The sequence below is a fragment of the Streptomyces sp. NPDC014676 genome (assembly GCF_043084105.1).
Lineage (GTDB): Bacteria > Actinomycetota > Actinomycetes > Streptomycetales > Streptomycetaceae > Streptomyces.
In genome coordinates, this window is record NZ_JBIBZI010000003.1 from 116739 (window position 1) to 130706 (window position 13968).

Sequence of the window (13968 nt, forward strand, 5' to 3'; positions counted from 1 at the left end):
GGGCGCGCCCGGTGAAGACGATGCGGTGCAGGGCGGCGTTGGCCCGCAGTCGCCGCCGCGGTTGAGCCGGCGCGTACTACTTCAGCCGAAGGAGTATTCGATGGGCCAACTCCACAAAGGGCCGCAAAGGACGCCTCGGTGTCCAGCCGCTCGGAATGTCGTCCGTCATGGCTGCGATCGCAAATGCAGCGTCCCCGAGGGCAGCGCTGGAAGACAAACCGCATGACGAGTCGAACGCGTATGCGGAACGGCCCCTCGCTGGCCTCGTCGTTCGGGCTGTCGTCGACGATCGCCGGGATCGGCGGCGTACGTCACCGGCCGGCCCGCGGTCACCGCGCTTCGAGCCGTTCGGCGGGCGGCGGCAGAGGCAGCGGCTTCGGCCTCTCCGTCCGTGCGGTCAGGAGGCCGGGCGCCGTCGTGGCGGCGTGATGGTGTACAGGTCGAGGATGTCCGGCCGGGGTGCGACGCCCGGCCCGCCGGCGCGTGCCCAGGCGGCGATGTCCTCGGTCGCGTCCGGGTCGTTGACCAGTCCGAGCCAGACGGGCCGGGCACCTGCGGCCCTGCCCTGCGCGGAGGGCTGGACGACGATGACGTTGGCGTGTTCGCAGACGTCGAGGCAGGCGGACACCCGCACCGGCACCTGAGCGCGCAGACGTGCCGTCTGGGCCGCGTGGTCGACTCCGGTCACTTTGGGGCTGCCGCAGCAGCAGTCGCGGCACACGACGACGCGGCACGGTACGGGGCCGGCCGCCGCCTCGGTCCTCGCGTCGTCCGTCGTCCGTCCGGTCGGCGTTGCGGGCATGCGGTGCCGTTCCTCTCTCCGGGGAGATCCGCCCCGGTGGTCCGTCGAGGAGGCGACCGCGTGAGTCTCCTGGCTCTCGGGGCGATGCTCGTCCCGGCCTTCCCACCCGCTGCCGGGCAGTGGCTCGTACGGGACTCGCTCGCCGATCACAGTGGCGGGACCGCGCCGGATTCGCACCGTCTTCCTCGTTCCGCCGTCGCCCTGTCGCCGGCCATCATCCCATCCCGGGACGCCGTGCCGGCCGTCAGTCCGTCTCCTGGGCGTGGGGGGCCGTCGCGGGCGGATGGGTCGGGCGGTCCCGTCCGCCGTCGCGGCCGGACACCACCACGACGACCAGCCCGACGACGACGGCCGCGACGGCGCCCCGTCCCGCCACCCGCACCCACCACCCCGGCCGGGCCGCGCCCCCGCCGGGGGAGCCCAGCCGTTCGGCCCGCCGGGCAGGTCTCAGCAGACGGAGCAACAGCAGTACGGCGACCGGGAGTTGCAGCAGCCACAGGACGGTGCGCGGCCACTCCCCGTACCAGACGCTGGTTCCGTACAGCAGCGTGTGCCACACGCTCAGCACGTACACGACGATCACGAAACGGTGCAGCCGCCGCCAGGTGTTCGTCCCGATGCGGTGCCGGACGTAGAACAGCAGCCCCAGCGGAATCGCCAGGTACAGGGCGCCCTGGCCGATCGGGATGGCGACCTGGCCGGTGCCGGAGTCGTACCAGCCCGGCACGAAGGTGTCCGCGAAGGCCACCCACAGCCGCTCGGCCCAGTCCACCTTCGTCTCGTAGCGCACGAGTTCCGCCGCGAACATCAGCGCGTGGGCGAACATCAGCGCCATGGTCGTCAGGCTCGTGGTGCGGTGCCAGCGCTCCAGTACCTGCCGGGAGACCGGCAACCGGGCGGGGCGCGGTCCCGACAGCAGCAGACCGAGCATGACCGTGCCCCACGCCCACAGCAGCCCCGACCAGCCGAACGCCTGGCTGAGCAGGTACATCCAGTAGGTGCCGGGATCGTCCATGAACGGCATGACCGCGACGGTGTCCGAAGCACCCGACTCCATGCGCGCCCACAGGAACGCGAACACGAGCACCGTGACCACCACCGCCGCGCCGGCGTCGGGCAGGGCGGACCGCAGGTCGCCGCGCAGCGCGACGCGGTCACCGGAAGGCCGTCGCCGTCCGGGCGGGGCCGCTGCCCCGTCTTCGTCCGGCCTCACGTCCGACGTCATCAGGGGCCTCCCGGGCACGGGCACCGCGGCAGCGGTGCGCATGTGGCGTGAGACAACAAGTCTGGCCGAGGGGGTGGTGATGCCCGAGGCGGTATCCGGCCAGACTGGCCGTGCACGCCGTCGAGCGTGCCTCCAACGCGTTGCGTGCGGCCGGGTCCGCACGACCTTCTGCCGTCGGCTCGGGAGACAGGAAGCCGGTGCGCATCCGGCACGGTCCCGCCACTGTGACCGGGGAGCGCCTCTCCGACATACCACTGCGCTGTGCGCGGGAAGGCGTGGGGAACGTCGATCCGGGAGTCAGGACACTGGTCCGTCGTGGGCCCGTCCCACGGAGCGCGGACTCCAGGAGGCTTCACGCGTCCCAGCTGTTTCCCCCAGAGCCGGGGGCGGCCGGGCCGGCGGATGCGGCAGCCGTGCGGAAGGCCGCGGCCGGGGTGTTGTCGCTCCGGCCATGCCCCGGTGCCGTGTCACTCACGCGCGGGTCCACTTCTGGTTGGCCTGGCCGTTGCAGGTCCACAGCACCAGCGGGGTCCCGTTGGCGGTGCCGGCCCCGTTGGCGTCGAGGCACAGTCCGGAGCGGACGTTGCGGATCGAGCCGTCGGAGCCGACGGTCCACTTCTGGTTGTCCTGGCCGTTGCAGGGCCAGGTGATGACACGGGTGCCGTTGGTGGTGCCCTGGTTGTAGGCGTCCAGGCACTTGTCGCCGTAGACGCGGATCTCGCCGCCCGCCCATGTGGTCCACAGCTGGTTGGCGGCGGTGTGGCAGTCCCACAGCAGAGTCGCGGCGCCGGCGGTCGTGGAGGCGTTGTCCACGTCCACGCAGCGGCCGGAGGCGTTGCCCCGCAGGCGTGAGGTGGTGGCGGCCGTCGGGCTGCCGCCGCTCACCCGGTACGCGACGACGCCGTGCGCGGGGACGCTCGCCGAGATCTGCCCGGACGTGCTCGACGTGCCGCCGTTCCACAGGTCGGTGAGGGTGAACGGTCCTCCGCCCAGGCCGATCTGGGCGGCCGTCGTGGTGACCGTCGCCGCGCTCTGGCCCCGGTTGAACAGCCCCACCGCGACCGAACCGTCCGCCAGGGGCTTGGCGAACACCTCGATGTCACCGTCGTCGCGCACCCTGCGTCCGCCCGCGCCCCGGGAGTCCTGGTTCACCGCCAGCAGGCGCGGGTTGCGCAGGATCGCGCTGACGTCGGCGGACATCGTGCGGATGTCGTTGCCGGCCATCAGCGGGGCACTCATCAGCGCCCACAGGGCGAAGTGGGAGCGGGACTCGGTCAGCGACAGGCCGGGGCGGCCGACGACCAGCATGTCGGGGTCGTTCCAGTGTCCCGGGCCGGACTGTGCGGCCAGCGGCGCGTTGACGTCCAGGACGTTGCCGACGCCCATCGGGTAGCTGTTGGTGTTGCCGTTCTGCCAGATGTCGAGCAGGTCCTCGGTCGTCCGCCACAGGTCGGCGACCTCGCCCCAGTCGTACGTGGACCCCGTGATGGCGTGGAAGCTGTTGGGGTTGATGCTGTAGACGATCGGCCTACCGGTGGCGCGCAGGGCATCACGCATCAGCGTGAACCGCGCGACCTGCTCGTCACGCGTGCCGCTCGAGGAACACCAGTCGTACTTGAGGTAGTCGACCCCCCACGTGGCGAACGTGGCGGCGTCCTGGACCTCGTGGCCCCTGCTGCCCGTGGCGCCCGGGTAAGTGCCCACGGTCTGCGCGCAGGTGCGCTCGCCCGGCACCTGGTAGATGCCGAACTTCAGGCCCTTGCCGTGGATGTAGTCCCCGAGGGCCTTCATCCCGCTCGGGAACTTCGCCGGGTTGGCCCGCAGGTTGCCCTGCGCGTCACGCTGCGGGTCGAACCAGCAGTCGTCGACCACCACGTACCGGTAGCCGGCGTCCCGCATGCCCGAGGACACCATCGCGTCGGCGGCCTGGCGGACCTGGGCCTCGGTGATCCCGCACCCGAAGCTGTTCCAGCTGTTCCACCCCAGTGGTGGGGTGAGCGCCGGACTGCCCGGCGCGGCCGTGGCGGTGGACTGCGCCGAGGCCGTCACGGACGCGGTCACCGTCAGCGCGGCGGCCGCGAGGAAGCGGAACAGTCGTCCGCCTGATCGTCTGGGCACCGGGACTCCTTCGGCAGGGAAGAGGGGGAGAGGAGAAGGTTCGAAATTTCGATTGCCGTTCGGAAACGTCAGGTGTTCCACGGATACTAGAGAGGCGACCGGCCGTGTCAACACCTCCTCGAGGAGCAGGATGTGTCGCGTGATCAGCAAGGGAGCAGGGACGAGGCATACCGACTCCACATCAGCCGCTTCGAACATTTCGAAGCGGCGCACGACTCGCGCGAGAAGGGTTGACGGGTACGTCGACCTCCTGTCATCCAGAATGCTCGACACGTCGCACCATGTTCGATATTCCGAATGCGGCGGAGTCGCTCCGATCGATGAACCCGAGGTGAGTACCTCCATAAATCTGTCATGGCCCCATCAATTTTTCACCCGTCGCCGCACGCTCGCGGCCGCCACCGCGGCCTGGCCGTCGGCGCCCTCCTCCCTCCTGGGCCCGCCCTCGCGACCGCGGCGCAGTACACGAACCCGGTGATCTGGCAGGATTTCGCGGGCATCGACATCATTCGCGTCGGCGACACCTCCTACGCCTCGGCCTCGACCATGCACTACTCGCCGGGCGCGCCCGTTCTGCGGTCGTACGACCTGGTGAACGGGGAGCCCGCTGAAACAGCTCGGTCTTCGCCGGGCATCCGTCCTGAGCGTGCCGGCCACGACCGTCCCGATGAACCCGGCACCGCGACCGGCATCGGCGGAAGAAGGGGCAGGCCGCAACCAGCACCCGAGCCATCGGACCGGACGGCAGTCGCTGCTTCCGCCGCTGGACCCCGACCACCCCGGCCGGCTCCTTGGACGCCCCGCGCCGCGTCCGGGAGCAACCCGTTCGGACCGGGGCCCGCCCCTCCCGGACAGTGAGGAGTCAGGCGCTGGCCCGGACGGCCAAGCGGGTGGGGAGGACCAACGGGGTGGGGTCCTGCCCGTTGACGAGCGCGACGAGCATGCGCGCCATCTCCCGTCCGAGAGCCTCTATGGGCTGATGGACGGTGGTGAGCGGCGGATCGGCGATCTGGGCGGCCGTCAGGTCGTCGAAGCCGACCACGGCGACGTCGGCGGGGACCCGTCGGCCGGCCTCCCGCACGGTGCGCAGCGCTCCCGCCGCCATGTTGTCGTTGGCGGCGAACACTCCGTCCACGCCGGGGTGTTCCGCCAGCAGCGCGGCCATGGCGGCGGCTCCGCTGCGCTCGGTGAAGTCCCCCTCCAGCGGCGGGAACGGATCGAGACCGGCGCCCAGCATGGCGTCCCGGTAGCCGCGGTACCGGGCGCGCCCGGCCTCGGTGTCCAGACGCCCGCAGATCACGGCCACGCGCCTCCGGCCGAGTGAGACCAGATGCTCGGTCGCCTCGCGCGCTCCGCCGACGTTGTCCACGTCCACGTACCACCGGGGAGCCGGACCGACCGGGCGCCCGCCGAACACGACGGGCATCTGCGCCTCGTCGGCCATCCGGGTCAGCGGATCGCCCTCGCGCAGCGCCATCAGCATCACACCGTCCGCGCCCCTGGACCGCAGGAGCTCCTCGACCCGCTTGCGGCCCCGGTCGGAAGCGGCCAGGCACAGCATCAGATGCAGATCCGCCTCGTCCAGGGCGGCCGACGCCCCCACGATCACCCGGGCGAAGAACGGATCGGCGAAGATCGACGGATCCTCTCCCGAGACGACCAGGGCGGCCGCTCCCGTCTGACGGGTGGCCAGCGCGCGGGCGGTCGGATTGGGTACGTAACCGAGTTGCCGCACGGCCCGTTCGACAGCCTCGCGCTTGGCGCGGCTGACGTGCGGGGCGTTGTTGAGGGCGCGGGAGGCCACGGAGCGGGAAACGCCGGCGCGTTCGGCCACCTCGTCGAGCGTCGGACGCCGACGCGGCGCTGCTTCTGCCATGGCTCGTGAGTCTTTCACAGGCGGGGAGCGCTCAGGGACGCAGGATATGGGACCGCTTCCAGTAGGGCGGCCCACAGGACCTACGCCTCCCTGTGAAAGCCGAATGCTGCGCAGACTGTTGACACCCCAACCACCCACCCACACGATTGGGACCGCTTCCAGTGGGAGCGCTCCCAAGCACACCTCCTCCGAAACCGAGGTACTGTCTTGAGCCGCAGACTCCGCACACTGATGGCAGCGCTCTGTGCTCTGCCGCTGGCCTTCGCCGCCGCACCCTCCGCCCACGCGGCCGACCCCACCACCATGACCAACGGGTTCTACGTGGACCCCGACTCGAGCGCGAGGCGGTGGGCGGCCGCCAACCCCGGCGACGGCCGGGCCGCCGCGATCAACGCCTCCATCGCCAACACACCGATGGCCCGCTGGTTCGGCTCCTGGAGCGGCACCATCGGCACCGCGACAGGTGCCTACGCCGGAGCGGCGGACTACCGGGGCAAGCTGCCCATCCTCGTCGCCTACAACATCTACCACCGTGACTACTGCGGCGGGCACTCCGCCGGCGGAGCCGCCTCGCCGTCCGCCTACGCCAACTGGATCGCTCAGTTCGCCGGAGGCATCGCGGCCCGCCCGGCCGTCGTCATCCTCGAACCGGACTCCCTCGGAGACTACGGCTGCATGACCCAGGCCCAGATCGACGAACGCGAGGCCATGCTCACCGGTGCCCTCGCCGAGTTCAACCGCCAGGCCCCCAACACCTGGGTCTACATGGACGCCGGCAACCCGCGCTGGGCCGACGCGGCGACCATGGCCCGGCGCCTCCACGAAGCCGGCCTTCGACAGGCTCACGGCTTCTCGCTCAACGTCTCCAACTACATCACCACCGCCGAGAACACCGCCTACGGCAACGCCGTCAACAACGAACTGGCCGCCCGCTACGGCTACACCAAGCCGTTCGTCGTGGACACCAGCCGCAACGGCAACGGCTCCAACGGCCAGTGGTGCAACCCCTCCGGCCGCCGCATCGGCACGCCCACCCGGACGGGCGGAGGCGCCGAGATGCTCCTGTGGATCAAGACGCCGGGCGAGTCCGACGGCAACTGCGGTGTCGGAACCGGCTCCACGGCCGGCCAGTTCCTCCCCGAGGTCGCCTACAAGATGATCTACGGCTACTGATCCGGGATTCCCGCCGCCCGCACAGGCGACCGGCGGCCCGCCCCAGACGCCGGCGACCGCAGCAGGCGTTGCCCGATCGCCGGTTCGGGTGATGCGTGCGGGCGGGAGCACTCGCGGTGGTGGGGCGAGCCTCTCCGGTGCGTCGACCACACCTTGGCCTTCGACTCGGGTGGAGGGTGCAGCGTCGATGGTGTGACGACCGAAACCGGTGTTGCTGTCAGAAGTGCTGACAGGCCATGGCCCGGTACCGCGTTGCGGCTGGACCTGACATCGAACTCGGGTGACCGATCGTGCCGCTCCGAGGAAGCGGATGCGCCAGGTCGGTCACGGTCGGCAGGCGGGGGCGTCGGGGGCGGCATACTCTGCAGCCCCCGACGCCCCCGGACCGAACCGGGTGCACGGGATGTCCCTTCGAGGTACGTACGGGGTGCCGAGTCGCAGGGAGCGGACAGGGAATTCGATCGCCATGTCCGCGTACGGCACCGCAGCGAGCCCCGCCAGGGCGGAGACGACGGCACAGGACAGCGCGCGGCGTCCCTCGGCTCCCGCATGCGCAGGCCGGCCACCCCGCGGGCGAAGCCGGTGCCCCGCGAACCGGCACCGTGTCATTCCGAAGGAATGCGGAACTCGAATTCGGGACGGTCCCACGGCACGGCGGGCGGGCGGGCGAGCGCTGTCCCGGTCCGCACCGCGCCGACGCGGTGGTAGAAGCCCTCGGCGGGACGATGCGACACGACCTTGACACGGTCCAGCCCGGCGGCACGGGCCTCGGACCGCATGTGCGCGACGAGCAGCCGTCCGATCCCCCGTCCCTGCGCTTCGTCCGCGACGAACAACAGGTCGAGCTCCGGTGGAGCGAGGACGAGCGAGTAGAACCCGAGGATCCGGCCTCCCTGCTCGTCGGCCCCCACGGCCACGAAGGCGCGGTGGGCCTCGATGTAATCAGGACCGACCCGGTAGCCCGCGACCGCCGCCGCGTATTTCCCCTCGTAGGCGCCTGATCCACGCACGAGCCGCGTGAGCCGCTTGGCGTCCCGCGCGACGGCCCTCCGTATCGTGATCGGCTGGCTGATCGGTGACGTGCGGGAGCTCATCAGCAGAGTATTTCGCACCGGAGGGTGTCTTCGCGCGGCGGGTCGGCCGCTCGGGCAGGCGTCCCCGCGCCGCGCACTTCTGAAGCCGGACGGAAATCCGTCCCCTCCCGCGGCTGCCGTGCCACCGGTTGCCTCCGCCGCCGATCCGGGCGGTCAGGGCACGCCGCCGGCTTCGACGATCATGGTCATGAGCGCGTCAAGGCCGTGCTCGGCCAGCGTGTGACGCTGGAGGTCCGCGCCCGTACCCGTCCGCAGCAGACGATGGACCAGTGAGGTCACCTCCCGGCCGTCGCCGGACTCCTCCAGGGCAGGGCCGACATGCGTCAGCAGCCTGTGCACGACGTCCTCCGCCCGCCGGCGCCCGCCTCCCGGATCGATCAGGTCGCCGCTCAGTCCGTACCGCGCGGCCTGCCACATCGCCGCGTCCACCAGCTCCGGATCCGGGTCGGGGTCCTCGATCCCGTCGGCCGTCTCACGCAGGGCGGTGTCGACGAGGGCCCGCAGCAGCCCGGCGAACATCACCGCTTCGTCCGTGCGCAGCTGGACGTCGAGGCAGCGGATCTCGACCGTGGGGTAGTTCTCGGACAGACGCGCCTGCCAGTACAGCTGGCCGGTGTCGCCGATCGCCCCGGCCGTCAGCAGACGGCGTACCCGTGCGTCGTAGTCCGAGTCGTCGGCGAAACGCGGCGGGACACCACTGACCGGCCAGCGCCCGAAGACCACGGTGCGCCAGCTGGCGAAGCCGGTGTCGTGGCCTTCCCAGACGGGAGAGTTGGCCGACATGGCGGTCAGCAGCGGCAGCCAGACGCGGATCCGGTTCAGTACCTGGACGCCGGCGTACCGGCTGGGGACGGCGACGTGGACGTGCATGCCATTGACCAGCTGCTCGGCCACCAGCTGCGGTGCCTGCCGCTGGAGGGCCCGGTAGCGGGCCTGGTCGGTGACAGGCACCGGCAGTGCCGCCCGCAGCGGTGGTGTGCCGCTCGCCACGATCCGGCACCCGTGCGCCTCCGCGGCCCCGGCCACGGCGTGCCGCAGACGCAACAGGTGTCCGCCGACCTCGTCCAGCGTGTGGCACACCGGGGTGGCCACCTCGATCTGTGCCTGCAGCAGTTCCGGCTGGATCTCGCCCGCGGTGACGAACGGTTCCAGCCCCACCGCCGCCCGCACCTTCTCCGCGCGTGGCACCAGCCGGCCGGTGCCCGGCTCCACCAGCATGTACTCCTCTTCCACACCGACGGTCGTGGTCATCATCGGCCTTTCGTCACCGTCACGCCACGCAGGGATGATGATTGCGGAGTGCCACGGTCCTACCAGACCAATATCCAGGGAAGTGGGCCACCTTCACCACCGGAAAATCCGCCTATCGCCCGTCGTGCCCGCCGCCGGTCCGTCCGTGGCGGGATCCGACGTGCGCCGTGTCGCGGAGCCGGCGCGGTCGTCCGGTGGGACGGAGACCGGCAGGACTGTGGGCGTGGGGGTCGTAGGACACCGTACGGGTGCCCGGAGCGGTGGGTACGCCCTCCGGGCCCAGTGAGGCGAAGGGGCGGCGCCGGGGCTCGTCGGCGGCGGCCGCACGCGGGCCGAGGCGGGCGGGCCGGCGGCCCTCCACCCGAGTGAAACGGGCTCCGGTGCGCGGGAAGATTTCTTCGAGTTCCAGGTCCCGGTCGTTCGTCGGGACACCGTAGATCACCGCGACGTCATCGCATACGACCGTGGGCACACGTGGACGGGATGCCCAGCCCAGGACCGCCCCACCCGTGCCGAGCCCCCGCCGCACTCCCCCACCGACGAGCCGCCGACCAGGAGAAACGCGAAAGTCCGGCTGGAGCACCAGGCGTCCCGAGGACCGCGGGAAGCGGCGTGTTCTCCGTGTCGGCCCAGCTCAGGGCACCCCCGCATACGGCAGGAGAGCCCTCACCTCGTCTCGACCTGTTTTGTCTAGACCTCTTGCCCGCCCGTGGTCCGCGGGCTACGTTTCCCGCTGTTCGGAGCACTTCACGTTTCCTTCGACTCCCTTGCTGGGCAAGGCTGGAAGGAGCATGTCCGCATGCAGGACCGAAGTCTGTCCAGACGAGCCGCCCTCGCCTCCGCGACCGTGGTCGCCGCGAGCGCGACGGGCGTCGTGGGCGGGGCGGCCACCCCCGCGGTCGCGCACAGGCGCGACGACCGCCTCAAGAGGATCATCTCCAGGATGAGCGTCGAGGCGAAGGTCGGCCAGCTTTTCGTGCCGTACTTCCACGGTGCGTCGGCGACCTCTCCCAGCCGGTTCGACCAGGACCGCAACCTCAGGGAACTCGGCGTGCGCACCGTGGCCGAACTCATCGCCAAGTACCACATCGGCGGTGTCATCTACTTCCACGGCTGGACGAACAACATCCAGGACCCCCGCCAGATCGCGGACTTGAGCAACGGTGTGCAGCGGGCCTCGCTCGCCCTGCCCACCCCCGTCCCGTCCCTGATCTCCATCGACCAGGAACACGGGGTCAACGTCCGGATCGGCAGCGGCGCCACGCAACTGCCGGGCGCGATGGCGCTCGGCGCGGGCCGCTCGCCCTCCGACGCGCGCACCGCCGGACGCATCTCGGGCACCGAACTCGCCGCCCTGGGCATCCATCAGAACTTCGCCCCGGTCGCCGACGTCAACGTCAATCCGGCCAACCCCGTCATCAACATCCGCTCCTTCGGCGCCGACGCCCGCGCGGTCGGTCGCATGGTGGCGGCCCAGGTGACGGGTTATCAGCAGGCCGGCGTCGTGGCCTGCGCCAAGCACTTCCCGGGCCACGGGGACACCGGGGAGGACAGCCACACCGGACTGCCCGTGATCACCCACACCCGTGAGGAGTGGGAGCGCGTCGACGCCCCGCCCTTCAGGGCCGCGATCGCCGCCGGCGTCGACTCGATCATGACCGCGCACCTCCAGGTCCCCGCGCTCGACCCCAGCAACGACCCGGCCACCCTGTCGCCCACGATCCTCCAGGGCGTGCTGCGCGGCGAACTCGGTTTCGACGGCGTGATCGTCACCGACGCCCTCAACATGCAGGGCGTGCGTACCAAGTACGGCGACGACCGCGTGCCCGTCCTCGCCCTGAGGGCCGGTGCCGACCAGCTGCTGTTCCCGCCGGACATCGACGTCGCCTACCACGGCGTCCTGGCCGCCGTGCGCAGCGGGGAGATCACCGAGGACCGGCTCGACGAGTCGGTCCTGCGCATCCTGCGGGTCAAGGACAAGGCCGGCCTGCTCGACGGCAGCCCCTACGTCTCCCCGAAGGAGGTCGACCGGGTCGTCGGCGCCCGCGGGCACCGGCGCGCCGCCGCCCGGATCGCCGAGCGCACCACCACCCTGCTGGTCAACGAGGACGGGGCGCTCCCGCTGCGCCGCGGGCAGCGAAAGCTGCTCGTGGTCGGCGCCGGCCCGGCCTTCCCGACCGACGACACCCGCACCACGGTGCCCGAGCTGGCCAGGGCGTTCGACGAACTGGGCTACCGCACCACCCATCTCGCCACCGGCCGGGCGCCCGACGCGGCGAAGATCGACGAGGCCGTGGCCGCCGCACGGGGGCGGGACGCGGTGGTGGTCACCACCGACAACGTCGGCGCCACCAGCCCCCAGCGCACCCTGGTGTCCCGGCTGCTCGCGACGGGCGTCCCCGTCGTCCACCTCGCGGTGCGCAACCCCTACGACATCGCCCACCTCGGCGACGTCCCGGCCTCGCTGGTCTCCTACTGCTGGACCGAGGTCGAACTGCGCGCCGCCGCCCGGGTGATCGCCGGCCGGGTCGAGCCACGCGGCAAGCTGCCCGTGCCCGTCCAGCGGGCCGACGATCCGGCCCAGGTCCTCTTCCCCACCGGTCACGGCCTGTCGTACGACGACTGACGCCCGCGTCCCCACGCGGCTTTCCGCCCCGGTGCCTGCCCCGGCTCCGGGGCCGGCACGACTGCGACAGACCCCAAAGGCCGGCCTCGGGTTCAGCCCTGAAGGATGTTGCGGAAGGTCACGATCACGCAGGCTGGAGCGGGACTCTGTCCAGCGCGGCGGCGGTCCCTGGCTCCGGCAGCGAGGGCTCCTGTTCGGTCACGTCGCGGAAAGACTTCGGCGTTCGGGCCAACTTTCCACGAGTGAACGGTAGTCGGTGAAACGAGGGCCGGGAACCGTGTCCTGGACCGGCTGACCGTTCAGCCAGCATGTTCGGAAGGTGTCGCTCTCGGTGTCGAGTAGACAGCACACTCCGCCGCCGGCCGCGGTGAGGTCGGTGAACACGGTTCTGACGCTTGCGGATCGCTCGAACAGCCGACTCATCCCCGACGTGGCGGCCATGAAGTCCAGCGACGCGAAGTGCGGGTGGCGCGCAGGCGCGAACTTCACCGTGAGGTGGATGTACCCGATCTGAACTCTCCCGAACTCGTCGGGTTCGGCGTCACTGTCGTAAAAATCACGCACCACTTCGTCGACGTCGAACATGATCGAGGTGTCGAGTTCGAGGTTGCCGCCCGTGGAACAGTCCACCGGTTCGCTCTTGAAATGAGAGGTGAACGGCACGACGACCCGGTCGCCGCCGGGCATGGTGACCGTGAGCGGCGCCACTCGACTTGTCGGCGGCGCCAGCTTGGTGAGCTCGAGCAGTGTCCTGGTGATGTTCTGGGCAGGCACGAAGATCTGGTAGCTGTAGGCAAGTCCCATACGCATCATCCTTTCCGCCGGACCGGAGCTTCCCGTGACATGCCCGTGCGTGTTCGGGGCCTGCACATCGTCTCGGAGGCATGCGGGTTCCGGCGGACGATCCTCCTTCCCGGCTGCTCGGTTGAAGCCGTTCACGTCCCGGTACGGCGGGTTCGGGCAGGGCGCGGAAGAGGAGAGCCGGCTCAGGGCCGGCACGGCGATCAGGGGAGTCGGAGCTGTTCACAGGGAGGCGGTGGTCGACGTCCTGCCCACCCACCCTCACGGTGGCGGTGGACGCCGTCCGGTGCCGGCCCTCGACGGTCGGGGGCGCAGTCGTGCCGCCGGAGTACGACGTGAGGTTCCCTGTTGTGCACCGCGTTGCGCACCGCACGGTCTCGCGCGGCACCGAGGTAACTTCTCGAACCGATCCCGGTCAGACGCCGGTTCCCTGGCGCGAGCATTCGGTCATTAGGGGTCACCCCCGAAGACCCGTTCCCCCTGGCCGGTGCCACCTGCCTACGGTGCCACCGCGGCCGGGGCGGGGACCACCGCCCCGTCGAGGCCGACGCAACCCGTGGAACAACAGATGAGGGAGACGTCCATGGCGACTGTCGAAGTGTCACTGAAGGACATCATGACCGGCGTCGAGGGGTCGCTCGGAGCGGCCGTCGTCGACTACTCCAGCGGCATGGCCCTGGGGACGCTGGGCGGGGGCAAGGACCTGGATCTCACCGTCGCGGCCGCCGGCAACACGGATGTCATCCGGGCCAAGGTGCGCACCATGGAACTACTGGGCCTGACCGGCCAGATCGAGGACATCCTCATCACGCTCGAAAGCCAGTACCACATCATCCGGCCGGTCAGCGGGCGGAACGGCAGCGGGCTGTTCCTGTACCTCGTACTCGACAAGTCCCGGTCGAACCTGGCGATGGCCCGCCACCAACTCAAGCGGGTCGAAGAACAGCTGGAGGTGTGAACGACCCGGGAACCGGGCCGACGCGCGCCCATGATGTGAAGACT

At 70.8% G+C, this 13968-nt stretch carries 11 protein-coding genes, 1 pseudogene and 2 riboswitches; of the genes and pseudogenes, 4 read left to right on the forward strand and 8 right to left on the reverse strand.

Going from position 1 to position 13968, the window contains the following annotated elements; all coding sequences use genetic code 11:
• Positions 1-397: 397 nt before the first annotated feature.
• The 3 genes from ACF1DX_RS09270 to ACF1DX_RS09280 form a co-directional block, all read right to left on the reverse strand.
• Positions 398-802 carry a (2Fe-2S) ferredoxin domain-containing protein gene (locus ACF1DX_RS09270; protein WP_391790569.1) on the reverse strand — a complete coding sequence of 135 codons (405 nt, stop codon included), beginning with the start codon at positions 800-802 and terminating at the stop codon, positions 398-400.
• A gap of 62 nt (positions 803-864) precedes the next feature.
• Positions 865-992: riboswitch (cobalamin riboswitch) on the reverse strand.
• Between the two features lie 54 nt (positions 993-1046).
• Positions 1047-2027 (reverse strand): ferric reductase-like transmembrane domain-containing protein, encoded by a 981-nt coding sequence (locus ACF1DX_RS09275; protein WP_391790570.1) that lies wholly within the window; start codon positions 2025-2027, stop codon positions 1047-1049.
• Between the two features lie 186 nt (positions 2028-2213).
• A riboswitch (cobalamin riboswitch) is annotated at positions 2214-2335 on the forward strand.
• A 163-nt stretch (positions 2336-2498) separates the two neighbouring features.
• Complete coding sequence (locus ACF1DX_RS09280; RefSeq protein WP_391790571.1) at positions 2499-4145, reverse strand: glycoside hydrolase family 27 protein; 1647 nt, start codon at positions 4143-4145, stop codon at positions 2499-2501.
• A 343-nt stretch (positions 4146-4488) separates the two neighbouring features.
• Between ACF1DX_RS09280 and ACF1DX_RS09285 the strand changes: the two are divergent.
• Positions 4489-4754 (forward strand): annotated as a pseudogene (locus tag ACF1DX_RS09285) (xylosidase); the annotation flags it as partial.
• A 253-nt stretch (positions 4755-5007) separates the two neighbouring features.
• On the opposite strand, the gene ACF1DX_RS09290 reads toward ACF1DX_RS09285, so the two are convergent.
• Positions 5008-6021: a LacI family DNA-binding transcriptional regulator gene (locus ACF1DX_RS09290; RefSeq protein ID WP_391790572.1), complete on the reverse strand. Its 1014-nt coding sequence runs from the start codon at positions 6019-6021 to the stop codon at positions 5008-5010.
• Between the two features lie 207 nt (positions 6022-6228).
• Here ACF1DX_RS09290 and ACF1DX_RS09295 point away from each other — a divergent pair, with 207 nt between their 5' ends.
• Positions 6229-7194 (forward strand): glycoside hydrolase family 6 protein, encoded by a 966-nt coding sequence (locus ACF1DX_RS09295; RefSeq protein ID WP_391790573.1) that lies wholly within the window; start codon positions 6229-6231, stop codon positions 7192-7194.
• 605 nt (positions 7195-7799) lie between these two features.
• On the opposite strand, the gene ACF1DX_RS09300 is transcribed toward ACF1DX_RS09295, so the two are convergent.
• From ACF1DX_RS09300 to ACF1DX_RS09310, 3 genes are all read right to left on the reverse strand, one after another.
• The gene (locus ACF1DX_RS09300; RefSeq protein ID WP_391790574.1) at positions 7800-8288 is read right to left on the reverse strand and encodes a GNAT family N-acetyltransferase; all 489 of its coding nucleotides are present in this window, start codon (positions 8286-8288) and stop codon (positions 7800-7802) included.
• Between the two features lie 153 nt (positions 8289-8441).
• Positions 8442-9542: a glutamate--cysteine ligase gene (locus ACF1DX_RS09305; RefSeq protein ID WP_391790575.1), complete on the reverse strand. Its 1101-nt coding sequence runs from the start codon at positions 9540-9542 to the stop codon at positions 8442-8444.
• Positions 9543-9651: 109 nt separating this feature from the next.
• Positions 9652-10011, reverse strand: a complete 360-nt coding sequence (locus ACF1DX_RS09310; protein WP_391790576.1) for a hypothetical protein — start codon at positions 10009-10011, stop codon at positions 9652-9654.
• A 327-nt stretch (positions 10012-10338) separates the two neighbouring features.
• On the opposite strand from ACF1DX_RS09310, the gene ACF1DX_RS09315 reads away from it, so the two are divergent.
• Positions 10339-12165: a glycoside hydrolase family 3 protein gene (locus ACF1DX_RS09315; RefSeq protein WP_391790577.1), complete on the forward strand. Its 1827-nt coding sequence runs from the start codon at positions 10339-10341 to the stop codon at positions 12163-12165.
• Between the two features lie 198 nt (positions 12166-12363).
• On the opposite strand, the gene ACF1DX_RS09320 is transcribed toward ACF1DX_RS09315, so the two are convergent.
• Positions 12364-12969, reverse strand: a complete 606-nt coding sequence (locus ACF1DX_RS09320; protein WP_391790578.1) for a hypothetical protein — start codon at positions 12967-12969, stop codon at positions 12364-12366.
• Positions 12970-13549: 580 nt separating this feature from the next.
• On the opposite strand from ACF1DX_RS09320, the gene ACF1DX_RS09325 reads away from it, so the two are divergent.
• A complete protein-coding gene (locus tag ACF1DX_RS09325; RefSeq protein WP_391790579.1) occupies positions 13550-13924 on the forward strand; it encodes a hypothetical protein in 375 nt (124 codons plus the stop codon).
• Positions 13925-13968: the final 44 nt, after the last annotated feature.